The organism is Paenibacillus sp. FSL L8-0502 (assembly GCF_038593055.1).
GTDB classification, from domain to species: Bacteria; Bacillota; Bacilli; order Paenibacillales; family Paenibacillaceae; genus Paenibacillus; species Paenibacillus polymyxa_D.
On record NZ_CP151958.1, the window covers coordinates 3,421,056 to 3,446,048 of the forward strand.

Sequence of the window (24,993 nt, forward strand, 5' to 3'; positions counted from 1 at the left end):
TTATTTTGGAACCTCCAGCTTATAACCTACGCCCCACACGGTCGTAATCATAGCTGCTGCCTCTGGCGATACCTTATTCAGCTTTTCACGAAGCCGTTTCACATGCGTATCCACAGTGCGCAGGTCACCAAAAAATTCGTAATTCCAAACGTCTTTCAGCAGTTCTTCGCGTGAGAAGACTTTATCTGGTGACACCGCCAAATAATGCAACAGCTCGTACTCTTTAGGCGTGAGACTGATTTCAATCCCACCCGCAGTTACCCGGTGCGCATCATGCTCAATGATAAGATTCGGAAAAACAATACTATTGCTTGGTACCGCTTCTTTCGTTAAAAAGGCAGTTTCCGACGAACGGCGTAAAATCGCCTTTACCCGGTAAATGACTTCTCGCGGGCTAAAGGGCTTAACCACATAATCATCAGCTCCGACTTCAAAGCCTTGTACACGGTTCACTTCCTCGCCTTTGGCAGTCAGCATAATCACAGGTGTAGCTTTGGTCTGACGCAGCCGTGTACACACCTCAATCCCATCCATCCCTGGAAGCATCACATCGAGCAAAATAATGCTGTAATCGCTTGCAGTCGCTTTTTGGAGGGCAATCTCGCCATCCTCAGCTTCGTCAATTGCATATCCTTCTTTTTCCAGATACATCCGCAGAAGGCGTCGAATGCGTTCTTCATCATCTACAATTAATATGCGGTTGCTTTGTTCTGACATATTCCCAGCCCCTTCGCTAAAAAAAGCATTCTCTCTATTTTACTATTTTCCCGTGCTTGGTCAAACTTTACTCTCATCCAACAGTCTCTTTACACCAAAAAGGCCGGGGTTATGACCCCCGTCCTGTCCGTTTCTTTTTCGTGTTGTCTGATTTGGCAAGTTGAATGAGACGGTTGATTTCGTCCTTGGTTAGGGGTCTGGTCAGACCGCGCTTCAAGTTTTGTAGCAAAAGATCTCCGAAGGCTATCCGCTTGAGTCTGATGACTGGGTGTGAAATGGCCTCAAACATCCGTCTTACTTGGCGATTTCTGCCTTCATAAATGGTAATCTGGATCACAGACTCCTTACCATTCGGATCTACATCTTTATATTCTACCTCGGCTGGTGCAGTAATGCCATCTTCCAGCACGATTCCCTTTTTCAGCTTGTCCAGCTCAGTACCATGTGGAACGCCTTTGACTGTTGCCACATATGTCTTGGGCACATGATGCTTGGGATGGGTCAGCAGATTGGCGAACTCGCCATCATTGGTGAGCAACAGCAGTCCTTCGGTGTCGTAATCGAGACGTCCCACCGGATATACGCGTTCCTTAACGCCTTTCAGATAGTCTGACACGATTTTACGGCCTTCCGGATCGGAAGCGCTCGTAATGACCCCTTTAGGTTTGTTCATCATCAAATAGATTTTTTTCTCGGTTTTGATCGGGCGTCCCTTTACCGTAATCATATCTTGATCAGGGTCTGCCTTCGTTCCCAGTTCAGTTACGACAACCCCGTTCACTTCCACGCTACCCGCCTGAATAAGCTCCTCACATTTACGTCTGGAAGCTACACCAGCTTGGGCCAATATTTTCTGCAATCTTTCCATGTTCGCTAATTCACCTCATGCTAATGATACCCATCCATGAGCAAAATCACAACCCCCGTTCAAAAAACGATGCAGAAATTAAAATACAAGCAGGCAAATCGCAATGGCTGCCACAAAACCAACCACATCTGAAAATAGTCCTACCTTCAAAGCATACCGTCCATTGCGGATACCTACCGCACCAAAATATACAGTTAGCACATATAGCGTCGTGTCTGTGCTGCCCTGAATCGTTGAAGCGATCCGACCGATCATGGAATCCGGGCCATAGGTGCGAATTAGATCCGTCGTAAACGCAAGTGAACCAGTGCCCGTCAATGGACGAAGCAAGCCTAAAGGCAATACCTCGCCCGGTACACCCCAGTGTTTAATCCAAGGGGTAACCCAAGAGATCAAATAGTCCAAGGCGCCGGATGCTCGAAAAATGCTAATCGCCACCATCATGCCTACGAGATGAGGAATAATGCTGATGGCGGTAGAAAATCCGTCTTTGGCTCCATCCACAAAAGAATCGTAGACAGGGACCTTTTTAGCATATGCATATAAAGGAATAAAAGCGAGAATAACCGGAATGGCCCAAGTCGATACGAGGTTTATAAAATTAAGCATGCCTCCCTCATCCTTTCCAAGTGGTGTCCCTGCCCTTGGCAGCCGTGATTCCCGTTCGCGGAACGGCAGGTGAAGATACGGGCAACGTAGTTGAAGAGGCAGCAGATGTTGGTGCTGGTGGGGCGAGTGGCGTCAAGGATGACTGGGACGGCGGAATCGCCGGAGGACGGCGGCGCAATTCTCGACTACGGTACCAACGATCCGCCGCAATTGCAGCAAAGGTGGCTATTGCGGTCGCTACCAGTGTCGTACCGACGATTTCTGCCGGATGTGCGGAATGAAAATTTAGCCGTATCGCGATCAACGTCGTAGGAATAAGCGTAATACTGGCTGTATTCAGGGCGAGTAGCGTACACATGGCTGGTGTGGCGGTTTGCTTATCTGGATTGAGCGTCTGCAGCTCTTGCATCGCCTTGATTCCCATCGGTGTGGCTGCATTCCCCAGACCCAGCAGATTGGCGCTCATATTGGACAGAATGTAACCCATAGCGGGATGATTACGCGGAACATCAGGGAAGAGAAAGGCAACTAAAGGAGAAAGAAGCTTGGATATTTTCTGTAAGAGCCCGCCATCTTCAGCCAGCCGCATCATGCCCATCCAGAACACCAGCACACTTATCAGTCCAAAGCACACTGTAACCCCCGTAGTTGCCCCGTCAAAAGCCGCTTTCGTCACCACCTCAATATTTCCCTGCGCGGCAGCAAATACAAATCCAATACAAATCAAAGCCACCCATATGAGATGAATCATGGCTGATTCCTCCTTTTCCCAATGATGTGACACGTACAGCTCTATTTCCTGGTTGCCCTATGCTCCAAACAAATTTTTAAGGATTTCGTTCCATCTGCTCGTCCAACCTCGTTGCTGAGTATTGTTCGCAGGTTCTTGTGCAGTTGGAGTCTCCTTCTGTGGCTGTACGGTTTTTTGAGCAGGCAGCTTACTACCTTTTGCATACACAGGAACAGAACCGATAAGTTTACCTTCCAAAAGGAATTCAACCCGTCCTCGTAAGCCAAAAGATACGTCCGCTCTATCGGCAGAAGCGGAATTTTTATACAACACCAGTCTTTTGTGCAACTGGGTTTTCTCGCCATCATGTAAAGGATAGGCAAAGCTTGTACCTGTTAATAGTGGGTAACCATCGATAGGTTGCTGCTTGTCCGTAATCGGAATGAGCGGATAATATCGGAATCCGTAATCAAGCATACGGGCATGATCGTTCCAATCGTCCCCGTCATTCAAGGTAACAGCAGCGAGCTGGCGACCGTCACGTGTAGCCGAACTGACCAGACAGCGAAACGCTTTTTTGGTAAAGCCTGTTTTCACCCCGTCAGCTCCGTCATACAGCCGCAGCATTTTGTTTTTATTGTGCCATGAGTAGTCCCAAGAGTCGTTGGGATTCGGTGCTTTTTTCAATTCTGTTTTTACGATACGGGCAAAAGTTGGATTATGCAGCGCATAAGCAGTAAGCCGGGCCATATCATTGGCTGAGGAATAATGTCCCTCGGCATCCAGCCCGTGCGGATTAGCAAAATGTGTATGGCTTAGCCCAAGCTGAACCGCCTTGTCGTTCATCAAATGAACAAATCCCTCTTCTGTCCCCCCCACATGCTCAGCAATGGCAGAAGCGGCATCATTACCAGAACGGAGCATTAAGCCGTACAGCATATTTTCCAATGACATTTGTTCACCCATTTGCAGAAAAAGCGAGGACCCTTCTTTGGCATATGCGGTTGGGCTCACCTTTACCCGGTCCTGCAAGCGTCCATGTTCAATAGCCACGATCGCTGTCATAATTTTGGTCAGGCTGGCAATACGTAGCTCCCGGTCACCTTCGGAAGAATAAATGATTCTTCCTGATGTAACATCAATTAAAGAAGCAGCCTGTGCATGGGTTCCTAATGCGGGCGGCGCTACTTCTGTTTTTATCGCTCCCCGAACGGGCTGCGGACTTAGCAACGTAAGCGGCAATGACAAAATAAGCAGAAATACCAGCGGCAAAACAAATGCGCGTGCCTTATTCAAGAAATGGCTGTGGTCCGCGTGAATGTGTTGCTTTTTTTTAAACATTTGGATTCCTCCGGTTTTGAGCAAGTCTTGTACCATTCTATGTCCAAGCTGTTCAAAGTATGTCCACCTTTATAACAGAAAATTCCTTTACAGGACTAGCCATTAGCTGCTCCTTTTTCGCTTTCTTTCTACACAAACCAAGCAACATGCCCTCCTGAGCACATATATATTAGTTACTAAACGTTAAATATGGATCGAGGGGTTATAACATGCAGCGACTACAGTTTGAAATGATTTTAAGATCGCGGATTGTAGAGTCCGCAGAAGCATTGCATCGAAGCGGTGTATCCTTTGCCACTTTTGCTACCGCACGTTGCAACCCGCAATTTTGGAATTTAACGGAAAAAGGTGGCTTTCAGATCAAAGCAGGTGTCACACCAGCCCAAGGCATCAGAGATATCTTTTTAAACGGTCATCAATACGCTTTTGAATGTGCAACAGCTATGGTTATTGTGCTGTACAATGGAGTGCTGGATTCCATTCTGGAAAGTGAGTTTAATCGGATTTTTGCAGATATGCTGCTGTATGACTGGCACTATGACAGCGACCTCAGGCTCATACAGCAGGAAGGAAGTCATAAAGCGGCTCCTGGCGATATTCTGTATTTCAACAATCCGGATGTGTCGTCTGAAACATTAGAATGGAAAGGAGAAAATGTCGTTAAGCTGAAGGAAGACTTGTTTTATGGACATGGGATTGGCATCTTGCCGGCGAAAGGTATTATCGATTCCCTGAATCAACATCGTCGGCCTGATGCCACGGTATCCGCTTATTTGACGAATGAAGTGATCTATCCGGACTTCATCTACCTATCGCAGTTTGCTACCGAAGGAAATCGAAAAAATGAAATCTCGCTGCATACTTTATATCAACAGGAATACAGTCACCATATACATGCTTTCATTGGGGGAAGGCAGTATATTCGGGGATAGGCCCAAGTACAAGCAGAAAAGAAGGTATTCCTTAGCCTATACTCGGCTTTGGGATACCTTCCTGAGAGAATGCTTTTAATTTCAATAACTTTTACAAGTAAGCCGGGCCAGAATTACTGTGATCCGTAGCAACATCTACAGGTACCTGTGGGGGGGGAGTCTGCAAGTCGCCGCCTGAATTCCGGAAGATAGACTGAACCTTATCAATCAGGTATGGCGTGGAGTCAATGAGCTTCTCAATCAGATGCGTTTGATTGTCCAATGGAACGATTTGTGCCCCCTGTTTGCCAACAACCAGAAAAGCAATGGGATGAATAGATACACCACCACCGCTACCGCCTCCAAAAGGATGCCCTTCCTTCCCGCTATGATTACCCGACGCCGAGGAAGTATGAAGTGCCTCTTCGTCTACGTTAAAATCACTTCCCCCGGCAGCGAAACCAAATCCCACCTTACTGATTGGCAAAATAACAGAACCATCGGGTGTTTCCACTGCGTCTCCTACAATCGTATTCACGTCTACCATGGCTTTGATGTTTTCCATTGCGGTTTGCATGAGCCCTTGAATCGGGTGATCTGACATGATTTATTCCTCCTCTGCTTATCTCAAGCGTAGACTGCCTTTTCTTTCGCTATTGTGCGCAGGGGTTCAAGGAAATATGTATGTCATTCGATAGTTCAGAAAGGATTGAGTCTCACCTCTCTCCACTGTTTACCATTCATTGTTAGCTTGATGATCCGCCGCATTTTTTTTGAAAAAAACCCGTTTCCATGCCTCCGGTCCACCCGGAACGCGCCATATGCGGTAAGATAAGATGAGCATGGAGAACATTAAATAGCCGAGCGATACGTTTGCTTCACAGTTCAAAGTGGTGGTAAAACGCAAGCGATCCACCCAATAGGGCACAACATACAGCTTAGGGGTACAATCCATGCGTACAAAGCTTGAAGCATAACCGATCAAGGTTGTTTTTAATCCCCACAAAATACCAGTTGAGGTAGCTGTATATGCCGCGTCAGCAAGACTAATGTTGGTAGACCATTCCATTTTGGACATCGTCACATGTGCCAATGTATGTCGCAACCATTTATTAAAGGATTTCGTTCCCTTGAGCAAAACCCGTATATCATGTATAAATTGCTTGATTTTTACTGTATCAATATTACCGCTATCCACGGAAGCATCCGTTTTATGTATGTTTTTGTTGCGATCTAGCCGATAGAGAAGCCCCTTTTTCAACCCTGTTATGAGAATGGCCGGCACATCGTAATTCATTTTTATCATCCCGTATAGAAATCTGATCTCTAGATGCGCCCGATCATCATTGTCATGTTTGGCAATATTCAGCTTCAAACGAATACGAGAGAGCAGAACTGCCAGTACAAGTAATATAACGACGATGATGGCGATACTGATCCATTTCCACACTGGCGTGTCCTCCCTACCTTTTTGCTATAGAATATCATGGCAAAAATAGTATGACCGTTCGCCGGAAAATCATGCATCTTAAAATACCAACAGCCAGCCCCCAACGATATGAGGACTGGCTGTCTGTTTGAACTTTTACATAAGTGAACCGCAAGATCCGGAGCAACTTTATTGGGATTCAAGATTTAGATCGTTGGCCGCAGGCTGGCTACTCTCCAGACGCTCGAACAATAATTGAGTCTCTTCCTCCAAATTGTCCGAATTCTCGAACAGCTCCGGTTGCGGTAGATCTGCCAGAGAGCCCAGACCGAAATAATCCAAAAATGATTTCGTCGTTCCGTACAATATCGGCCGTCCGATGGCTTCAGCTCGACCTTTCTCTTCAATGAGCTCCTTGTTGACCAGTGTATGTATGGCCCGCTCGGATTTAACCCCCCGAATCTCTTCGATTTCAACTCTTGTAATGGGCTGGCGGTAGGCCACAATGGCCAGCGTCTCCAAAGCAGCTTGAGACAGTGACGCACGTGCCGGAGAGTATGCGAGCTTTTCAAAGTAAGGTGCATGTTCGGATAAAGTTGCAAGCTGATAATGACCGGCAATACGGACAAGTTGCAGGCCTCTTCCCCCCTGCTCCATGTCCTGCTTCATATCTTCCAGGCACTGTTCAACCAGCTCTTGCTGCTGCTCTACAATGTCGGCGATCTGCTTGGTGGACAACCCTTCCTCTCCTGCTAGAAACAGCAGTCCCTCAATAATTGATTTCAGCTTCAGATAATCCATTAACCCGTAAATCCCCTCTCCACTCCATTACAATATCATCGAAAAGCTTCTCCTGATAACAGAAAATTTGCTTCATTTTCATCAGTTCAAGGATAGCCAAAAAGGTCACAACCACTTCATGCCGATACATATCCTCATGCATCAGCTTGGAGAACAGCAGCCGTCCTCCATTCCCCACCATCTCTAAAGCCCCGATAACTTGCCGGATACGGTCCTTGACTGAAATTTCGTCCCGATGAACACGGGTTACCGTCGTACGTCGTTCTGCTTTGCGCAAAGCACGCTGAAAGGCTGCGACCAAATCGCTTGCATGCAGCCCATGCACCGGATTTACGGGTTCAGTGGGCAGGAATGCACTCAGATCTTCTGGCTCTTTGCCATAAATTAGACTCCGCTCCCACTCACGTTCACTTAGATGGCGAGCAATCCCTTTATATTTACGATACTCCACCAGCTTGCGGACCAGTTCCTCACGTGGATCATAATCCTCTTCCTCATAAAAATCCAAATCGTCATATTCCATCACAGGTGGCTTGGGAAGCAACAATTTACTCTTAATGGATAAGAGCGTCGCCGCCATCACCAGAAACTCGCTCGTAATGTCCAGTTCCAGCTCCTGCATACTGTGCAAAAAAGCCATATACTGATCAGTAATATCGCTAATCGGGATATCCTGAATGTCGATTTCGGCTTTATCAATCAGATGCAACAGTAGATCCAGCGGACCCTCGAATGTTTCCAGCTTGTAATTTACGACTGTCAATGTGCTTCCCCCTGCCTTACTCCAATCATCATTCAACAATACCTTTCCCTATAGCACTTATGCTCTGCGTTATCAATCCCTCTTTCTGTAGTATATACGTCATCGCCTTGCTTAACAATCCAATCCCTTTTTTCCCCTTGCAGTTTATACCGTTCTATTCAGCTATTCCTATCATTAAAATTGCTTGCTGAGATTGGCCATTTCAATCGCAGCCAGTGCTGAATCCCAACCTTTATTACCAGCCTTCGTACCTGCTCGTTCAATAGCCTGTTCAATGTTTTCTGTAGTCACTACCCCAAAAATAACAGGTACTCCCGTTTTTAGGCTGCTCGCTGCCACACCCTTGGCCACTTCATTGCAGACGATATCATAATGTGAAGTAGAACCACGGATGACCGTACCCAGCGTAATTACGGCATCATATTTGCCGCTTGCAGCCATTTTTTGCGCAATTAGTGAAATTTCAAATGCACCCGGAACCCAGGCTACATCAATTTCATCTTCCTGTGCACCATGTCGTTGAAGTGCGTCAATTGCACCGCTTAACAGCTTGCTCGTAATAAACTCATTAAATCTGCCCACCACAATACCATATTTTAAACCGTTCGATACAAGATTACCTTCTAGAAAACGTGCCATAATTAATCAACCTCTCTTAATTTAAATTATTTACAATGACAAACGACGACGGTAGTCCACCAAATCCTGAATACTGATCAGCTTCAATTGATGTCGCTTGGCGACCAATGCCAGATCAGGCAGGCGGGCCATTGAGCCATCTTCCTTTATAATTTCACAAATGACTCCAGCAGGCTTGAAGCCACTGAGTCGAGCCAGATCAACAGTCGCCTCCGTGTGACCAGCACGCTGCAAGACACCCCCATCGCGAGCAATCAGCGGGAACATGTGACCAGGCTTGCGGAAATCACTTCCTGTGACTGCTTCGTCTGCCAAGGCGCGTACAGTCAAGGAACGCTCGGCCGCTGAAATCCCCGTTGTTGTCTCCATATGATCTACCGATACCGTAAAGGCAGTACCGTGGAAATCTGTATTTTGCTCTACCATAGGATGCAATTCCAAGGCCTCGGCTCTTTGTCGTGTGATCGGCACACAGACCAACCCGCGACCTTCTGTAATCATGAAATTAATGACCTCAGGCGACGCTTTTTCAGCCAAAGCGATAAAATCGCCTTCATTTTCGCGCTGTTCATCATCCACTACAATGACGACCTTACCGTTTTTTAAGTCCTCCAACGCTTCTTCGATGGAATCCAAACGAATCTCTTCGCCATGTTCCAACTCGCCATGCTCTATGACGTTTGCCATTGCACTTGTTTGGCTACCTCTATCCATAACACTTTCCTCCTTATGTCTTGTGCCACGAATGCTCCTAAACAGGCTTACCATTCAATATCAGGCAAAACCGTGTTTCGCCAAATAGTCCAAACTGAGAGGAGCTTCTTCTACTCTCTCCGCCTCCGTTGCACCTCTGTAATTTAAAAGCTGTTCTACATATTTGCCCAAAATATCGCATTCGATATTGACGGTATCCCCCTCACGTTTGGCTTGTAAGGCCGTTTCGGATAAGGTGTGGGGAATAATGGATACGGCAAAGGTATCTCCCGTACGCTGTGCGACTGTGAGGCTTATACCATCAATTGTGATTGACCCTTTGAGAAGAATATATTTAAATAATGTTTGATTTTTAGGCTCAATTTCGAACACCACTGCATTCTGGTCTGATGTCACCCCGCGAATCGTTCCCGTCCCGTCCACATGTCCTTGCACGATATGTCCTCCGAACCTTCCACTCGCCGCCATCGCTCGCTCCAGATTGACTCGGCTGCCGGATCTCAACTCTTTCAGATTAGTGCTACGAAAGGTTTCCGGCATCACATCAACCTTAAAGTCTTTCGTACCGATCTGTATCGCCGTCAGGCAAACGCCATTCACTGAGACACTGTCTCCTATTTTTAAATCGCCCAACACCACGGAACCCGAAATCCCCAGCACCATCGCTTCACCGCTTTTGGAAATGGTTTGAATACGACCCACTTCCTCGACCAATCCGGTAAACATGCCTTCACTCCTTTCCACTACATCTCAGTTTATCCCTAATTCATCAGCTATAAGCGCAAAAAACCCCCAGTTCGGATTCAATCCGTCATGGGGGTGATGAGAGTCACATTTGTAGTATACAAGCGCAGTTCATTTGCATCTTAAGACGACATGAAATCATAGGTTTGCCAATAGAAAGCATGACTGAGTATACAACCAAATACGCTCAGAACACCCATCAAAAAGAAAGCTTAAGCAAGCTATCGCCCGATGCTGTCCTACAACGAAATAAGCCGTACGCACAATTGGGTATGCTAAAAATCGGCACATGTCACGTCATGCACATGCGCTTCGTATCCTTCTCCCATCCAGACTATACTGTCGGTCCCGGATTTGCACCAGGTCCACCTTCTGCTGATCATTCAGCATCCGGGTCACGGACTAAGCCATGCTGTTTCTCACAAAAACGATCCACAAACATGTCATCACCGCCGGTGGGGAATTTCGCCCCGCCCCGAAGGATCTTGCTCTTATTTAATTGAATTAACATTAAACTTGTTACGTATATTAGCACCGACTTCTAAAAAAAGCAAGTTATCAAATAGAAGCTCCTGCTTTGGTTTTGACATATTGGCTGGAGAGTTCTTCAAACCAGGTTTTATCGTTCATATGAAGCGCCAAGTCAATCAGATCGGCCAGTTCCTCGACTCCCAGCTCTGTTGCATGATCAAAGGTAATTACGGCTGAAGCAACCGGTCCTCGCCCTTCCTCAGAACATGCTTCATAATCCAGTCGTACATCAACATGTCCGTCAATAAACTCACATTTTAGAAAATAAATAATTTCGCACATTAAAATGGGGCGTACTTGTGTTTCTAACACGCAATCCATCACCTTGGCAGAATAATGCTGGTTCGTCAGCGTAAATTTGTGTTCTGTCGCTGCCAGCGAGGTCCGTCCAAAATCATCCGTAAACTTGAGTTCCACTGGCTTGATGTTCATAACCTTAGGGATTTGCTTCTTTATAATTTCGATTATTTCAACTGTATTCAGCTTAATCATTACCTGCACCTCATTGCATCTTAAAATTCAGAAGAAAACTTTTTAACGTGCCTCTTATAGGCCTCCACTCCTATATCGGAAATCATTACCTGTTTTTTTATGCTTCAACCCATAAACGACAAAAAAGATTCTTTGCGCAAAAAGCGCAAAGAATCTTGATCGAGCCACTACAGTAACAGCGGCTAACAATGTTAATCGATGATTATGCAAAAAACAGGATTATAGCTCTGAAATTTCATGTTTCTTTTTCAGGATAGTCCAGCGACGCTCAATCTCCTGTTCAAAGGTCGCCAGCGTAGCCTCCTCCTTAATAAGATGCTTCGTTTTACCCATTAATTTCAGCCATTCAGCAGCTGGAATTCGTTTTCCTTTGTCCTCCGGATTGTACGTAATCGTCGTACTGCCTTGCTCTATTTCGTACAAAGGAAAGAAACAGGACTCGACTGCGGCGCCCACAATGCTGGTACCCAGTCTGTCTTCGGATTTCCAATTCAGCGGACAGGCGCACAGGATTTTACCATAGGCCGTACCCACGTTGTTTGCATACCATTGAGCCTTGGCTGCTTTACGCAGCATATCCTGCGGATGACTTTCAGCAGCGGTAAAAGCATACGGAATGTTACAAGCAGCCATGATTTGCACGGTATCCTTGTGATGCCCTTGCTTTCCTTTTTGCATTTTACCTACACCCGACGTACTGGTCATGTGACCGAGCGGAGTGGAGTAAGATTGCTGTGAACCTGTATTCATGTACCCCTCGTTATCATATTCCAGCATGATTAGCTTATGATTACGCAGAGCTGCACCAATCGCAGAACCCATACCAATATCCATCCCACCGTCACCACTAATCATGATAAAGGTCGGATCGTCCGACATCTCAATTTCATTACGCCGTTTCATTTCCATGTAAGCTTCCAGCGCTCCTGAAAGGGTAGCGGCCCCGTTTTGAAAAAGATTGTGGATCATCGGTTGTTTGTGTGATGTATATGGATACCCTGTCGTCGTCACATATACGCAGCCTGTCTGGAACAGCACGACAATATCCCCTTCAATACCTTTGAAAAACAGTTCCAGCGCAGACAATGCCCCACATCCTGGACAAGCTCCGTGGCCTGGTGAAAGACGCCGTGGTTTGGTTGTCAACGACCGCAAAGGTGGTACCTTGACCTTGAGCTTCCCGGTCTCCTCGTCCGGCGTAACCTGAATCAGACCCGTCCGGTAATCATTACCACGTGGCGGCTGCATAACTTGCGGCATCACCTTGTCCGGTGAACCCGAATTAATTCCGTAGTAATCAAAGGGCTTCTCTACTCGTCCGGCCTCTGCCGCCTCGATTGCAAGCTGGAAGAACGCCTCTGCATCTTCTGCATAAAAATCTTTGCCGCCCAAGCCAAAGATACGGCTCAACACGAGTGTCCGATTCAGCGGGTCCTCCTGCAAGGCCGCTTTAATTTCATGCGTTAAATTACCGCCGTCCGCCCCATACGAGTCTGCACGTTCACCTACCAGCAACGCCTTGACATTGCGTAATGCTTCCCGCAGTTGTGCGGCTGGGAACGGTCGGATGATGTTCGGACGTATCACACCAGCTTTAATTCCGCGCGCGCGGAGTTGATCCGCCACATCCTTGGCCGATTCAGCCGCCGAATTCAACAGAAATACCGCAACCTCAGCATCCTCCATTTGATACAGATCTAAAATCGGGTATTCCCGACCGGATAAAGCGGCATATTCTGCTGCTACCTGCTCATATACTCCTTCTGACAGCTTCAGTGCTTCGGACAGCTGAACATGATTATTCGTCAAGTCATCGCCGTTCATATGCGCGCCCACAGTAACAGGATGATCAAAATCCGTAATATTCGGATAATTTAAGTTCGGGTTAGGACCTACAAAACCACGCACGGTCTCAGCATCGGCAAAATATTGCACTTTACGTTTTTGATGGGACGTATAAAAACCGTCATATGCGACCATTACAGGCAGCCGAACATCGCTGTGCTCTGCAATTTTTAGTGCCATAATGTTCATATCATACACAGCCTGTGGTGTACTTGCCGTCAAAATGACCCAGCCTGTATTCAAACCATAGTACAGATCCGAATGATCTCCGCGAATATCTAGGGGACCACTGACAGCTCGTGTCACCAGATTCATAACCATAGGAAAACGGGTACCTGACTGAACAGGTAACTGCTCCAGCATGTACAGGAAACCTTGCGAACTAGTGGCGTTCACCACCCTCGCTCCCGCTGCGGCAGCTCCATAACAAATCCCTGCCGATCCGTGTTCTCCGTCTGCTGCAACCAGCTTAATATTATGCTGACCTCTCGTTCTCATCTGATCTAGATACTGCGCTACCTCGGTAGATGGAGTAATCGGGAAATATCCCATCATATGATAATTAATCTGCGCAGCCGCCGTTGCTGCCATTTCATTACCGGATTCGAACGTTGTCACTTGCGCGGCGCCTGTCTGTTTGAGTTCTTCCTCCAGTTTTGCCATTACGCACGCCCTCCTTCATATACCGGAAATTGGTGGGCAACTCGATTCTGTTCAGCCCATCCCCATTGCTCGCGACGCGAGCTTAGTGCCCCCGATGGGCAAATATCTACACATTTCAGACATCCTTTGCAATACTGGTAATCAATCCCTTGCAAAAATGGCATCATTCTTCCGCGTTTGTCTGCTTGCTCTTCCCATACAAAACAGTAATCCGGGCAAATCGAATCACACTTGGCACAATGGGTACATTTATCAACTTCATATTCAGGCACATACCCCTGACGTGAACCACTAACATCTCTCGTTATGCTGTTTCCCTGAGTTGCAATAACGCCCCCCAGTAATTGCGTTTCGTATCCCAGCAATGGCTGCGGACGTTCAAAAACCCGATCCTGCGCGTCATCAGTAACCGGATATACGTGCAGTTCCATTTCATCATAACCACGGTTAAACGTACGCAGATTAGGTTCCACTAACAGTGGATTTTTCTTTTCAAAGGTACTGCGTATAACCGATCTCATCGCTTCCGGGTCCAGGAAGTCACAGACACGGAACAAGGCACCGAGCATGGACGTATTTAGTTTGGTTCGCTCTTCCAGTGCGATGCCCATCGCATCCACCACCGCTAATGTTCCGGATACCAGTCCCAAATCAGCCCGTATTTCTTCTGCCGGACGCGTGGAATTAACCACTACAATCCCATCCGCTGGCAGTCCGCTGATTACATTTACCGTTTTGTATAACGTTTCATGGAAAATGCCTACCACATGCGGTTGCTCAATCGGACTGTGATCCCGAATATCGACTTCTGGCTCACAGAAACGGACGAAACTTTTAACCGGAGTTCCCTTTTTTTCCGAACCGTAGGACGAAAAATTTGAAGCATTCAGCCCCAGACCAAGCACCCCGGTTTCGGCCAACATTTTGCCAGCCAGATTAGCGCCGAGTCCACCAATGGATTCCAGCCGGATTTCAAAAAATCCGAGTCGATTTGTGCTCGTTAAAATAGACAATGTGATAAGCCCCCTTCTTTTCCAATCCTTAACGAGTTTGAATACTCATATAAAAAAAATTGGAAATTGCATTCTTATGAAAAGGCTATCACAACACTTACTTTTCGAATGTGATCTTACGCACTGTAATGCCTACGTGATTGCGAAAATCAATAAACCGTCAAACAAAAGACAACAAAAGCCGCCCTGTCCAAAGACAGAACGGCTTAGGTGCAACGCTATTTAAAAAAGATCATGTAATTAACGGTAAAATTACACGTCAAATACTTTAACCTCTTTCATTTTGTCGCCTTGTTTTACAGCATCGATGAATTCCATACCTTTGGTTACTTTACCAAATACAGTATGTACTCCATCTAAATGTGGTTGTGGAGCGTAGCAGATAAAGAATTGGCTGCCACCTGTGTTGCGACCTGCATGAGCCATGGACAGAACGCCTTTGGCATGCTTTGTTGTATTCGTAGCTGTTTCACAGTCAATCGTGTAACCAGGACCGCCTGTACCGTTACCGATCGGACAACCACCTTGAGCAACAAAGCCAGGAATGACACGGTGGAAGCTCAAACCGTTGTAGTAACCGCTGTTTGCCAGCTTTTCAAAGTTAGCAACGGTGTTTGGAGCTTCTTCTGGGAAAAAGTCAATTTCGACGATACCGCCGTTTTCAAGATCTATTCTACCTTTTTTCATTGTTTGTATCTCCTTTTCAACCTGTTTTGAGAACTAAATAACATCAAGTTCCAGTTTACTATGAATTGCTGCGCTTAGCAAAGTCTTGTCCAAAAAAGGGCCATTGACCCCGGTATATGATTACCGACTCAATGGCCTGCTTGATCTTACAATGTTAAAATCAGGACGAAACCGTAATCTTGGCGTTGGGCTGAACCGCCGGACTGGCTTGCTCACGAATCAAGCGCTGTGGCACAACATCGTTGCGTACGATATCTTCGTAGGTTTCCCGACGCACCACCAACTCGGCCTCACCGTTGTTGACAAATACAACTGCTGGTCGACGTATTCGGTTATAATTACTCGCCATCGAGTAATTGTAGGCTCCGGTTGAGGCAACAGCGAGCAAGTCGCCGCTATTTATACGAGGCAGCTCTACATCCCAAATCAGCATATCGCCGCTTTCGCAGCATTTGCCCGCGATGGACACCGTCTCTTCGTTCGTATCCTGCGCTCGATTAGCCAGCATCGCTTCATACTTGGCCTGATACAGTGCAGGGCGTGGATTATCTGTCATCCCACCATCTACCGAAACATATTTACGTACTTGCGGAATATCCTTGATGCTTCCTACCGTATATAAGGTCGTGCCTGAATCGCCTACAATACTGCGTCCCGGCTCAATCCAAATTTCTGGAAGTTCATCGTAAAGTCCTGAAAAATAAGTTTTCACCGCTTCGCCGATAGCCTGCACATAGGTGGAAACTTTCAGCGGTGTGTCCTCCTCTGTGTAGCGAATGCCAAATCCCCCACCCAGATTAATCACTTTGAAAGAAAACTGAAGCTGTTCCTTAATTTCTCTGGAAAAAGCTGCAACCCGTTCAGCAGCCATTTGGAAGCCATTCACTTCGAATATTTGCGAACCGATATGAGAATGTACCCCCAGCAGGTTAAGATGATCTAGCTTGATAGCCTGTTCCACTGCTTGGCGTGCTGTACCGTTCCCAATGTCAAAGCCAAATTTCGAATCTTCTTGACCTGTGGCCATATATTCATGCGTGTGCGCCTCAACCCCTGGTGTAACCCGCAGTAAGATATTCACCTGCTGTTCCTTCTCAGAGGCAAGGGCCTGCAACAAATGCAACTCCATTTCGCTATCGACGACGAAGCAACCAATTTGCGCATCTAACGCCATTTCAATTTCTTCCGGTGTTTTGTTATTGCCGTGAAAATGGATTCGTTCTGCCGGGAACCCTGCTTGTAGCGCAGTAAATAATTCTCCACTGGAAACAACGTCAAGCGACATCCCTTCTTCAGCAGCTAAAGCGCACATCGCCATAACACAAAACGCTTTGCTTGCATAAGCAACTTGAAACTTCAATCCAGTTTCACGAAAAGCTTCTATGAATTCCCGGCAACGCCGGCGGACTAACTGTTCGTCAACAATATATAGCGGCGTGCCAAAACGCTCTTTCAAAAGCGTTGTATCACAACCGCCGATCTCCAAATGTCCATTGCTGTTAATTTTACTGCTTCCATGCAAATACATGTTCTGGCGCCTCTCTTTCTGGAACAAGCTAGTCATATTCCATCGAATGTTTACACCAGTATAGCAAAAAAAACATCAAGAACAATGGATTTTTATGCAGATCATTTATATTAATGCTCCTGTCCATTGCCTGAGTTCGAATCTGTGTCGGCATCCGTATGGGGCATACGCGTATTGTCCCTCGTTTTGTTAGATGACGGGCGGTTAGCCGCATCTAGTACAGGCATACGGAACAAGATGGAAGCTAACGCTTTGGCATTAAAAGGAATGAACGGCCACAAATACGAAGAATTATATGACCGATGCAGCGTCAGCATCAAAATGATCAGTGTCGTACCCACGACAAAGCCCGGTACGTGAAAAATCGCAACAGCAACCAGCAGGAATAGTCGAATCAGTCTATTTGCCAGCCCCAGCTCGTAGCTCGGTGTTGCGAACATTCCTATGGCAGCGACAGCCATATACAGCACGACCTCATTCACGAAAAGTCCCGTCTTAACCGCTATATCACCGACCAGAATGGCTGCGATCAAGCCCATAGCGGAAGCCAGTGGTGTCGGAGTATGCACAGCCGCCATTCGCATGAGATCGACCCCTAGTTCCACGATGATAAACTGTGCAATCAGCGGAAGATGTGCTTCCTTTTGAGGACCAATAAAATCAAGAAAAGCTGGTTTTAATTCGGGATTGATGACCATTAGCAGCCACATCGGAAGCAGAAACATTGAGGCGAATATGCCTAAAAAACGTACCCACCGCAAATAACTTCCCATAAAAGCGGTTTGCCGATTTTCTTCTGCATGCTGACACAAGTCAAAAAAAGTGGTAGGCAAGATCATCACGCTGGGTGAGGTATCTACGAAAATAACGAGTCTCCCTTCCATAATATGCGATGCCACGACATCTGGTCGCTCCGAATATCGTACTAATGGATATGGATTCCAACCTTTATTGATAATCGTCTCCTCTAATTGCTTATCGGCCAGCGGAATACCATCCAAATTAACATTTTTAATTTTGTCTCGTACAGTATCCACCATCACCTTATCTACAATATCGTCAATATAGCCCAAGCATACGTCCGTTCGAGTTCGGCGTCCGACCTGCATAGCCTCAAATTTAAGTCCTGGGTCCCGCAAACGCCGGCGTACCAGACCTACATTTGTAAGCATTGTTTCAGTAAACCCGTCGCGGGCACCGCGCACAACCCGCTCCAAAGAGGGTTCCTCTGGACTACGCACCGGATAATTACGGGTATCCAGAATAAGGGAAAAACGTTCACCTTCCATGAAAAAGGCACTCATCCCCGTCAGTACCTTGTTAATGACGACTGACATCTTATCTGTCTTCTCCACCTGAATATGTGGAATAAAGTTTTCGAAATACGCTTGTAGTCCATCGGAAGAGAGATTATCCGGCGTCAGATAGGTGAGCCGCTTTAGCACTTCAAGCATAATTTGATCCTTCGCAAAGGTATTCAGGAACAGATATCCAGTATGACGCCCTCCCAGTGTCATTTCCCTGAATACGACATCAAAGGTCTCCCCCAAACCTAATACTGTTTCAAGTGTATTCTTGTTATCCTTCATCCTCGGCGATATATTATCTTCGGCCTGCCAGTAGCGAACGGACTCCTCTACGTTATCAGATCGCTCACTCTCTTTTTTGTGTTTAAAACGTGCAGATTCCTGCGCCTGCTTTTCCTGCCATGGACTCAACTTTTCTTCGCCAGTATGATATTCCCTTCCGATTACCCCGTCTTCTTGATGCTGCTCCCGATGCTCTTGATCCGCTCTGTGATCCATATTCCTTGTCCCCTTCGCTTTCGTTGTTAACGGTTGTATACAAACCAGTCAAATAAGGAACCCGTCACCTTACCAAGCACCATTGCCATTAGCAGACCGAGCATATACACGGTCATGTGGAGTCGCTTGGCGAGTATAGGCAGGAGATTTAATACCTCCGTTAAAGCCGCGGCGAGCAAACCAATAAACACTCCGCAAAATAGCCCAGGTATCCATGTAAATATGCCCGGTAGTGGCAAACAAATGTTCCAAAAATCGACCACAGTCCCCAGCACTGAACCTATAATCATTGCCTTTTCGTATGCACGTGATTTTTTATACGTACGGGTGAGTTGAGCTAATCGCGGCATGATATCCAGCACAATAAAAAAAGCAATTACACCGCTACCCACCGCAAGGCCCCCAGCAATACCTAAAATAATCTGAAGTGCAGCCTGTACAAATATCATGGTTTCTTAGCCTTTGTCTGCAGACGGGCCATCTTTTCATATTCCTCTGCCACAACATACTGATCCACATTTTCCTGGTACAGATACATTTCCACCTCCAGCGGTGTCGGCTCCTCGTTCCAATTTTTCTTGAACAAGTGATTAAAAAAAACGATCATGCCAAAGCCGATGCCGATTGAGTAAGCAATTTGAAACAGGTACGGATGCTCATCCTTATGTCCCGTAATCATCTCCACAATCCGAACCTGTACTTCCATCATGCTAACGTCGGCATGAAAATTCATAATTGTCAGCGCAGAGCCAAAAAACAGAAGCACCCATACCAAAACAAACAGTATTTTGGACGGCTTACGGGGTTTCTCCACGAGTTCGACAAGTACATGCGGCTTCCCAAGAGATTCAACTACGACCCCCGGAATATGATCTCTAATTTTTGCTATGATCTGCAGCATATCTATCAGTATCAGATTACCGTCCTGGTGCTGCGGCCGCTTGAGAACAAGCTCAAGCAGTTCCTTTTCCCATTCAGGATTAGTCAGCAAATTGGCTACATCACCCAAATGTAAATCCTGTCCTTGTATCATGCGGACACGGCTGCGGAGCCGCAAGTAGACAATAGGAGCTACTGTAGGAGCCGGAGTATGAGTCATCCGATCCCCTCCTTATCCTCGTAATTATCAGTTAGTATGGAACGAAGCAAGGAAACCTATTCTGTGTATTGTCTTTTATCCCACGCAAAAAAGAGTACCCCTGACCATTAAAATGGCTTTGGAATACCCTTTAAAAATACGTAAGCATAAGGATTTCACTAAGATCCTGACTGTTATTATTGGGCAATCTGATCGCGGATCAGTTGTAAAATCTTTTTTTCCAGCCGTGATACCTGCACCTGAGAAATACCAAGCCGACTTGCAACCTCTGATTGCGTCTGATCCCGGTAATAGCGCAGGTACACAATCAACCGCTCCCGCTCAGATAGTCCGCCAATGGCCTCATTGAGTGCCAGCTTGTCAAACCATCTTTCCTGGGATTCGTCAGCAATCTGATCCATAAGTGTAATCGGATCACCGTCATTTTCGAACACCGTTTCGTGAATTGAAGTAGGCGGCTTATTGGCCTCCTGCGCAAAAACAACGTCCTCTGGCGTCACTCCCAGCTCATCAGCAACTTCCTTGACTGTAGGCAGGCGGTTGAGCCGTTTGGATAGCTCGTCCTTCATTTTGCGGACCTTATTGGCCGTTTCCTTCAAGGAACGGCTAACCTTGAGTGTACCGTCATCACGCAAGAACCGTTGAATCTCACCGATAATCATCGGTACTGCATATGTTGAAAATTTGACTTCGTAGCTGAGATCGAATTTATCCACCGATTTTAACAAGCCAATGCAACCAATTTGAAAAAGATCGTCAGGTTCATACCCCCGGTTCATAAAGCGCTGCACGACAGACCAGACGAGCCGGATATTACTATTGACCAGTGTCTCACGAGCCTCATTATCACCGGATTGACTCAATGCAATAAGCCGCTTGACTTCCGCATCCTCTAAATAGCTGTGCGAAGTTTTTTTTCCTCCTGCTTCCATAGGATCAACTCCTAATTATATAAAGCTTTCTTGGATTCAATCCTTTTCTTCATCCGGACCGACGTGCCTCTGCCCGGCTCACTGACTGCTTCAAACTCATCCATGAAATTTTCCATAATTGTAAAGCCCATGCCGGAGCGTTCCAATTCAGGTTTGGACGTATATAAAGGCTGCTTGGCGAGTTCTAGATCCTCAATTCCTCGGCCTGCGTCCTCAACAACCAACGTGATCACGTCCGCTTCAATCCCGACTCTAATCGTTACGACACCTGACGGGTCGCTGTCATAGCCGTGAATGATACTGTTTGTCACCGCTTCAGACACCACGGTTTTCAAATCACTTAGCTCATCCATTGTGGGATCAAGCCTGGAAATAAAGGCCGCGACAGCCACACGAGCAAATGCTTCATTCTCGGATTTTGCAGCAAACTGCAAGCTCATGAAATTGTTACCCGTGCCTTCTCTCATGACACTACCTCCAGTTCCGTGAGCGCATTTCCCTCGTTGTCATAAATGGGCATGATTTTGAACAGCCCTGACATATCCAGCAGTCGGTGTACTGGCGGATTGACATCACAGACTGCCATTTTTCCGCCCTTTTGCTTGATCAGTTTGTACCGTCCCAAGATAACGCCAAGGCCGGAGCTATCCATAAACTGAAGATTCTTCAGGCTGAGCACAATATGCTCGCATTGCCGGCGCTGAATCGCCTCATCCATTTGCATACGGACCATGTCCGACGTATGGTGATCAAGCTCACCAGACAGCCTTACAATCAGTACCCCCCGGTGATGCTCCATTTCAATTTGCAGGTTCATGCTTGCTCACTCTCCTCCCGGTCTTGGACAAGGATTTCTACGTAGCCGCAGACGATTCCTGCCCTCCGACAAAACTAGAAGAAAACCCCGTAAAATCTACAAAGAAAATAGGTTCGACATGGTACGTTTAAACAATTTCCACCATCCGGCCTTCTCGATAGCCACAGGCGAAGTGATATTAAACTCCTTAAGCCGTTGTCCATCCTGATAGACGACCAGCTTACCAACTGGATCACCAGCCCGGACAGGAGCTTTGAGGCTTGGGGCCAGTTGCAATTCATGACGCAACGTTTGTTTGTTGCCACCTTTTTTCACCAGCACACTGTAAGAACGATCAGCCTGAATTTTCAGCTCTGGCAACACGCCTTTTTCAACTTTTACGCTGCCCAGCAATTCACCCGGCTTGTATATGGATTTCATTGTATATTGAGAAAATGCATAGTCGAACATGGAAGACACTTCATTGTTGCGTATCTTCGTATTTGGCTCCCCGAGCACGACAGCCACGACACGCAAGCCATCACGCTTCGCGGTAGCGGAAAGACAGAACTTTGCTTCTGCCGTATAGCCTGTTTTCAGCCCGTCTGCTCCAGTATAGAAACGGACAAGTTTATTCGTATTCACCAGCCAAAAGGGCTTGACTGAGGACTTACGCAAATAGTCCTGATAGGCTCCCGTATATTTCGTAATTTGCGGGTATTTCAACAACTCCCGACTCATAACCGCAATATCATGCGCAGAAGAATAGTGATTCTCTACGGGTAAACCGTTGCAATTGGCAAAATGCGTATCCTTGAGCCCGAGTTGCTGCACCTTGGCGTTCATCATCTCAACAAATGCCTGCTCAGACCCTGCAAGTTTCTCAGCCATCGCCACAGAGGCGTCGTTGCCTGAAGCCATCGCAATTCCCTTCAGCATCTCATCGACCGTCATTTCTTCTCCCGGCTCCAAGAAAATTTGCGAGCCCCCCATTGAAGATGCATATTCGCTGGCACGAACTTTATCGGTCAGCTTAAGCTTGCCATCCTGAATGGCCTCCATTGTTAGCAACATCGTCATAATCTTGGTGATGCTCGCTGGAGGAAGCTTTTCACGACTGTTTTTTTCATAGATGACTGTGCCCGTATCTGCATCCATCAGGATCGCCGAGAGAGCCTGGGGAGCTAGCTCAGCCGCTGATCCCTCTTTGGTTTTGCTATCAGGTATGCTTTCTTCGGCCCAACCGCCGACAGGGACGGCAGTCAAGGCTACCAGGCAAGCCAGGATGAACGCCACCACTTTTTTCTTCACAATCGGTTCCCTCCTCAACATATTGGCGTAAACCACCGGAGCCTATTTACTTACTCCTCCGGCCTATTCGCTGTGCTGCTAACCATTGTCGTCAGAATGAAAGAAAAATATTCCATATGACTAAAAACATCAAATAGCACCAAGCTGAGTCAGCATGGTGCGCATTTTCCAATATCTAAAATGACAGAACATCTATCGTCTGTGAAATAATTGTTTAAATTCGGCTTACGTTGAGATATGTGATACCTCCACCTGGTAGAATATCCATTGCATTTTGACTGAACACCCGTATATCAATAAAAGAATTCGCTTCCAGTCTAAGTTCCATTGCTCCACTCAATGCACTATAGTTCAGTCCGCCAATTATCCTGTCATCGAGATAAGCATAGGCGGAACTCCCGGCAAGCTGCTCATCATTCAAGTGAAGTGCTAACCGTGTACGGTTTCCATCAACTTGGGGATCGGTCGAAATGTAGACTTGTATTCTGTATTTCCCAGCTCGCTTGGCTCGCCATCGACTATTCACCGCATCGAATTCGATCAGCTCATCCTGGTTGATTTGATTGAACTTCACCTTCTGCCAACTACCTGCCGGAAGATTTTGTCTCGCTCCCAGGTAGGCTTTAACAAAGGTTTCGTCCAAATGCTCAATTCCGTTGTTCGAGTATTTCTCGACCAGCAGCAAAGCCTGCCCTGTCCCATTATTCTCGTCATAACGATTATTGTTATAGTTAAAATCCAAATGTGAGCGAAGTGTCACCTGCTGTGTGGAAGAACTACCAGAGAAAGAAATAAGCTTTTTTAGATTACGGGGATACCCTCCCACCTCGTCCACCAAAACTTTTTTGCCAATGACCACATCTACAAAATAGTTACATACGGATTGGGTATCATTGAATTTATCCGCTATCGCTAAAATGGAGTCACGCAATGCCACATTTTTGGTTTCTTTAGTAGCACCAATTTGAATAAAAGAAGGTACTGTCATCTTATGCTCTCTGCTTAGTCCCTCAAACCAGCAGCCTATAAATTCAGCGTTCATAAAATCATTAATGAGAATGGGAATATCATTGGAACTTCCATCCTTAATGTGCTGGCTAGCCAAAAATCTAGCCCCGTTGGAGCTATTCAGATCCAATGCCGTATCGTTCCCCAATGTAAAAAGCGCTATGCTAGTAAACTGTGAACTTCTATTCTGCAAGTGAATCCCTGTTTTATTGTAATTAATCTCTGTGCATTTAAATAAATTGACATCACTTTCGTAGCCCCAAAAAGCCGTTTCGAAATGCTCAATTAGGACATTATCCAGGGCAACTCCGCCGCCCTTCCAATCCTGAATACCCAAAGTACCTTTACCATAATATCCACGCTTCACCGACTGCGAAAACGGATTATTTAATGTGGCTCTGTCAGCCCCCTCGTACCGGATCGATAAGTCATGAAACTGCACATTTTGAAATCCGCTAAACGTTGGTAGACTTTCATCTCCAATTTGAAAACAAGGGCCCGTACCATAATATTCAATCGACGTAACCCCTTTGCCTTGTCGGTATCTGCCCTTATGAATGCCAAAAATGCGTACACCCTGCTTGCGAATCTGTAGGGTAGAGGTTATTTTGTATCGTCCACTGGGAATGTGAAGAATAGAATAATCGGGGGTCTTATTAATCAATTCCTGCAAAGCTGCCGTATCATCCTGAATACCATCACCAGCAGTTCCAAACCAGCTTACGTTTACACTGCGTTCAATGAATTCTTTTTCAATGGTTTTAAAATTTTCATTTAATTGCTGCGGCGTTAACTCTTTGCCCGTACCACTCAAATTCAACTTCAAACGGTCTGTAAAAAAATGATCCGCCACCCGAACACCCCCATGTTTAAAAACGTAAAAAGTTCCTCTTTGACCAGCCGAAGAATCCTTCATTTTCTTAGCATGGACTGAGTATATGCACAAGAGGGCTTGCTCTAGGCGTGGGAAAAATGAAAATAAATATTTTATTATTATTGTACAAGAAGATACGTTTT

26 protein-coding genes and 1 riboswitch are annotated in these 24,993 nt (G+C 46.3%); of the genes, 1 reads left to right on the forward strand and 25 read right to left on the reverse strand.

All coding sequences use genetic code 11. The features are described 5' to 3' along the window. The 5 genes from NSQ57_RS14675 to NSQ57_RS14695 form a co-directional block, all read right to left on the reverse strand. On the reverse strand, positions 1 to 717 hold the full coding sequence (locus NSQ57_RS14675; protein WP_029517311.1) for a response regulator transcription factor: 717 nt from the start codon (positions 715 to 717) through the stop codon (positions 1 to 3). A 109-nt stretch (positions 718 to 826) separates the two neighbouring features. Beyond that, entirely contained in the window at positions 827 to 1,585 is a 759-nt protein-coding gene (locus NSQ57_RS14680) for a pseudouridine synthase (protein ID WP_023989197.1), read from the reverse strand. Positions 1,586 to 1,663: 78 nt separating this feature from the next. After that, on the reverse strand, positions 1,664 to 2,194 hold the full coding sequence (locus NSQ57_RS14685; RefSeq protein ID WP_013310760.1) for a spore maturation protein: 531 nt from the start codon (positions 2,192 to 2,194) through the stop codon (positions 1,664 to 1,666). Positions 2,195 to 2,201: 7 nt separating this feature from the next. Then, complete coding sequence (locus tag NSQ57_RS14690) at positions 2,202 to 2,945, reverse strand: nucleoside recognition domain-containing protein (RefSeq protein WP_340955779.1); 744 nt, start codon at positions 2,943 to 2,945, stop codon at positions 2,202 to 2,204. Between the two features lie 57 nt (positions 2,946 to 3,002). Next, positions 3,003 to 4,265, reverse strand: a complete 1,263-nt coding sequence (locus NSQ57_RS14695) for a D-alanyl-D-alanine carboxypeptidase family protein (protein WP_340955780.1) — start codon at positions 4,263 to 4,265, stop codon at positions 3,003 to 3,005. Positions 4,266 to 4,474: 209 nt separating this feature from the next. Here NSQ57_RS14695 and NSQ57_RS14700 point away from each other — a divergent pair, with 209 nt between their 5' ends. Continuing rightward, entirely contained in the window at positions 4,475 to 5,197 is a 723-nt protein-coding gene (locus tag NSQ57_RS14700) for a hypothetical protein (RefSeq protein ID WP_029517308.1), read from the forward strand. A gap of 91 nt (positions 5,198 to 5,288) precedes the next feature. Here the strand turns inward: NSQ57_RS14700 and ytfJ are convergent, their stop codons facing one another. From ytfJ to NSQ57_RS14800, 20 genes are all read right to left on the reverse strand, one after another. Beyond that, complete coding sequence (ytfJ, locus tag NSQ57_RS14705) at positions 5,289 to 5,780, reverse strand: GerW family sporulation protein (protein WP_029517307.1); 492 nt, start codon at positions 5,778 to 5,780, stop codon at positions 5,289 to 5,291. A gap of 129 nt (positions 5,781 to 5,909) precedes the next feature. Beyond that, a complete protein-coding gene (locus tag NSQ57_RS14710; protein WP_029517306.1) occupies positions 5,910 to 6,626 on the reverse strand; it encodes a DUF2953 domain-containing protein in 717 nt (238 codons plus the stop codon). A 168-nt stretch (positions 6,627 to 6,794) separates the two neighbouring features. Beyond that, positions 6,795 to 7,406 (reverse strand): SMC-Scp complex subunit ScpB, encoded by a 612-nt coding sequence (scpB, locus tag NSQ57_RS14715; protein WP_342424976.1) that lies wholly within the window; start codon positions 7,404 to 7,406, stop codon positions 6,795 to 6,797. After that, positions 7,375 to 8,169 (reverse strand): segregation/condensation protein A, encoded by a 795-nt coding sequence (locus NSQ57_RS14720; RefSeq protein WP_029517304.1) that lies wholly within the window; start codon positions 8,167 to 8,169, stop codon positions 7,375 to 7,377. Before NSQ57_RS14720 ends, scpB begins: the two co-directional genes overlap by 32 nt. Positions 8,170 to 8,343: 174 nt before the next feature. Further along, positions 8,344 to 8,808 carry a 6,7-dimethyl-8-ribityllumazine synthase gene (gene ribE, locus NSQ57_RS14725; protein ID WP_340955781.1) on the reverse strand — a complete coding sequence of 155 codons (465 nt, stop codon included), beginning with the start codon at positions 8,806 to 8,808 and terminating at the stop codon, positions 8,344 to 8,346. Between the two features lie 30 nt (positions 8,809 to 8,838). Next, positions 8,839 to 9,522 carry a 3,4-dihydroxy-2-butanone-4-phosphate synthase gene (gene ribB, locus NSQ57_RS14730; protein ID WP_340955782.1) on the reverse strand — a complete coding sequence of 228 codons (684 nt, stop codon included), beginning with the start codon at positions 9,520 to 9,522 and terminating at the stop codon, positions 8,839 to 8,841. Between the two features lie 60 nt (positions 9,523 to 9,582). Further along, complete coding sequence (gene ribE, locus NSQ57_RS14735) at positions 9,583 to 10,248, reverse strand: riboflavin synthase (protein WP_340955783.1); 666 nt, start codon at positions 10,246 to 10,248, stop codon at positions 9,583 to 9,585. Between the two features lie 331 nt (positions 10,249 to 10,579). After that, a riboswitch (FMN riboswitch) is annotated at positions 10,580 to 10,753 on the reverse strand. 71 nt (positions 10,754 to 10,824) lie between these two features. Beyond that, positions 10,825 to 11,289: an IDEAL domain-containing protein gene (locus tag NSQ57_RS14740; RefSeq protein WP_029517301.1), complete on the reverse strand. Its 465-nt coding sequence runs from the start codon at positions 11,287 to 11,289 to the stop codon at positions 10,825 to 10,827. A gap of 219 nt (positions 11,290 to 11,508) precedes the next feature. Next, positions 11,509 to 13,797, reverse strand: a complete 2,289-nt coding sequence (locus NSQ57_RS14745) for a thiamine pyrophosphate-dependent enzyme (RefSeq protein WP_165147036.1) — start codon at positions 13,795 to 13,797, stop codon at positions 11,509 to 11,511. Then, positions 13,797 to 14,810, reverse strand: coding sequence for a 2-oxoacid:acceptor oxidoreductase family protein (locus tag NSQ57_RS14750; protein ID WP_029517299.1), 1,014 nt, complete (start codon positions 14,808 to 14,810; stop codon positions 13,797 to 13,799). The genes NSQ57_RS14745 and NSQ57_RS14750 overlap by 1 nt, the downstream gene beginning before the upstream one ends. A gap of 252 nt (positions 14,811 to 15,062) precedes the next feature. After that, positions 15,063 to 15,497 (reverse strand): peptidylprolyl isomerase, encoded by a 435-nt coding sequence (locus tag NSQ57_RS14755; RefSeq protein ID WP_013310775.1) that lies wholly within the window; start codon positions 15,495 to 15,497, stop codon positions 15,063 to 15,065. A 160-nt stretch (positions 15,498 to 15,657) separates the two neighbouring features. Further along, positions 15,658 to 17,025, reverse strand: coding sequence for a diaminopimelate decarboxylase (lysA, locus tag NSQ57_RS14760; RefSeq protein ID WP_340955786.1), 1,368 nt, complete (start codon positions 17,023 to 17,025; stop codon positions 15,658 to 15,660). 110 nt (positions 17,026 to 17,135) lie between these two features. After that, the gene (locus NSQ57_RS14765; RefSeq protein ID WP_029517297.1) at positions 17,136 to 18,830 is read right to left on the reverse strand and encodes a spore germination protein; all 1,695 of its coding nucleotides are present in this window, start codon (positions 18,828 to 18,830) and stop codon (positions 17,136 to 17,138) included. Positions 18,831 to 18,856: 26 nt separating this feature from the next. Further along, positions 18,857 to 19,279, reverse strand: a complete 423-nt coding sequence (locus NSQ57_RS14770) for a stage V sporulation protein AB (RefSeq protein WP_029517296.1) — start codon at positions 19,277 to 19,279, stop codon at positions 18,857 to 18,859. Further along, positions 19,276 to 19,929, reverse strand: a complete 654-nt coding sequence (locus tag NSQ57_RS14775; RefSeq protein WP_029517295.1) for a stage V sporulation protein AA — start codon at positions 19,927 to 19,929, stop codon at positions 19,276 to 19,278. The genes NSQ57_RS14770 and NSQ57_RS14775 overlap by 4 nt, the downstream gene beginning before the upstream one ends. A gap of 176 nt (positions 19,930 to 20,105) precedes the next feature. Continuing rightward, the gene (sigF, locus tag NSQ57_RS14780) at positions 20,106 to 20,861 is read right to left on the reverse strand and encodes an RNA polymerase sporulation sigma factor SigF (RefSeq protein WP_023989213.1); all 756 of its coding nucleotides are present in this window, start codon (positions 20,859 to 20,861) and stop codon (positions 20,106 to 20,108) included. 11 nt (positions 20,862 to 20,872) lie between these two features. Next, the gene (gene spoIIAB, locus NSQ57_RS14785; RefSeq protein ID WP_069012715.1) at positions 20,873 to 21,328 is read right to left on the reverse strand and encodes an anti-sigma F factor; all 456 of its coding nucleotides are present in this window, start codon (positions 21,326 to 21,328) and stop codon (positions 20,873 to 20,875) included. Beyond that, positions 21,325 to 21,678 (reverse strand): anti-sigma F factor antagonist, encoded by a 354-nt coding sequence (spoIIAA, locus tag NSQ57_RS14790; RefSeq protein ID WP_013310782.1) that lies wholly within the window; start codon positions 21,676 to 21,678, stop codon positions 21,325 to 21,327. The genes spoIIAB and spoIIAA overlap by 4 nt, the downstream gene beginning before the upstream one ends. Before the next feature lie 96 nt (positions 21,679 to 21,774). Then, on the reverse strand, positions 21,775 to 22,968 hold the full coding sequence (locus tag NSQ57_RS14795) for a D-alanyl-D-alanine carboxypeptidase family protein (protein ID WP_029517293.1): 1,194 nt from the start codon (positions 22,966 to 22,968) through the stop codon (positions 21,775 to 21,777). Positions 22,969 to 23,182: 214 nt separating this feature from the next. Next, positions 23,183 to 24,829 carry a glycosyl hydrolase family 28-related protein gene (locus NSQ57_RS14800; protein ID WP_342424977.1) on the reverse strand — a complete coding sequence of 549 codons (1,647 nt, stop codon included), beginning with the start codon at positions 24,827 to 24,829 and terminating at the stop codon, positions 23,183 to 23,185. Positions 24,830 to 24,993: the final 164 nt, after the last annotated feature.

Coding starts and splice junctions, on each gene's coding strand:
- scpB (WP_342424976.1), bottom strand. CDS start 7,406: ATGGATTATCTGAAGCTGAAATCAATTATTGAGGGACTGCTGTTTCTA.
- lysA (WP_340955786.1), bottom strand. CDS start 17,025: ATGTATTTGCATGGAAGCAGTAAAATTAACAGCAATGGACATTTGGAG.
- NSQ57_RS14755 (WP_013310775.1), bottom strand. CDS start 15,497: ATGAAAAAAGGTAGAATAGATCTTGAAAACGGCGGTATCGTCGAAATT.
- NSQ57_RS14680 (WP_023989197.1), bottom strand. CDS start 1,585: ATGGAAAGATTGCAGAAAATATTGGCCCAAGCTGGTGTAGCTTCCAGA.
- NSQ57_RS14770 (WP_029517296.1), bottom strand. CDS start 19,279: ATGATATTTGTACAGGCTGCACTTCAGATTATTTTAGGTATTGCTGGG.
- NSQ57_RS14675 (WP_029517311.1), bottom strand. CDS start 717: ATGTCAGAACAAAGCAACCGCATATTAATTGTAGATGATGAAGAACGC.
- NSQ57_RS14740 (WP_029517301.1), bottom strand. CDS start 11,289: ATGATTAAGCTGAATACAGTTGAAATAATCGAAATTATAAAGAAGCAA.
- NSQ57_RS14745 (WP_165147036.1), bottom strand. CDS start 13,797: ATGGCAAAACTGGAGGAAGAACTCAAACAGACAGGCGCCGCGCAAGTG.
- ribE (WP_340955783.1), bottom strand. CDS start 10,248: ATGTTTACCGGATTGGTCGAGGAAGTGGGTCGTATTCAAACCATTTCC.
- NSQ57_RS14690 (WP_340955779.1), bottom strand. CDS start 2,945: ATGATTCATCTCATATGGGTGGCTTTGATTTGTATTGGATTTGTATTT.
- NSQ57_RS14765 (WP_029517297.1), bottom strand. CDS start 18,830: ATGGATCACAGAGCGGATCAAGAGCATCGGGAGCAGCATCAAGAAGAC.
- spoIIAA (WP_013310782.1), bottom strand. CDS start 21,678: ATGAACCTGCAAATTGAAATGGAGCATCACCGGGGGGTACTGATTGTA.
- spoIIAB (WP_069012715.1), bottom strand. CDS start 21,328: ATGAGAGAAGGCACGGGTAACAATTTCATGAGCTTGCAGTTTGCTGCA.
- ytfJ (WP_029517307.1), bottom strand. CDS start 5,780: ATGTCAGATCACCCGATTCAAGGGCTCATGCAAACCGCAATGGAAAAC.
- sigF (WP_023989213.1), bottom strand. CDS start 20,861: ATGGAAGCAGGAGGAAAAAAAACTTCGCACAGCTATTTAGAGGATGCG.
- NSQ57_RS14775 (WP_029517295.1), bottom strand. CDS start 19,929: ATGACTCATACTCCGGCTCCTACAGTAGCTCCTATTGTCTACTTGCGG.
- ribB (WP_340955782.1), bottom strand. CDS start 9,522: ATGGATAGAGGTAGCCAAACAAGTGCAATGGCAAACGTCATAGAGCAT.
- ribE (WP_340955781.1), bottom strand. CDS start 8,808: ATGGCACGTTTTCTAGAAGGTAATCTTGTATCGAACGGTTTAAAATAT.
- NSQ57_RS14700 (WP_029517308.1), top strand. CDS start 4,475: ATGCAGCGACTACAGTTTGAAATGATTTTAAGATCGCGGATTGTAGAG.
- NSQ57_RS14685 (WP_013310760.1), bottom strand. CDS start 2,194: ATGCTTAATTTTATAAACCTCGTATCGACTTGGGCCATTCCGGTTATT.
- NSQ57_RS14695 (WP_340955780.1), bottom strand. CDS start 4,265: ATGTTTAAAAAAAAGCAACACATTCACGCGGACCACAGCCATTTCTTG.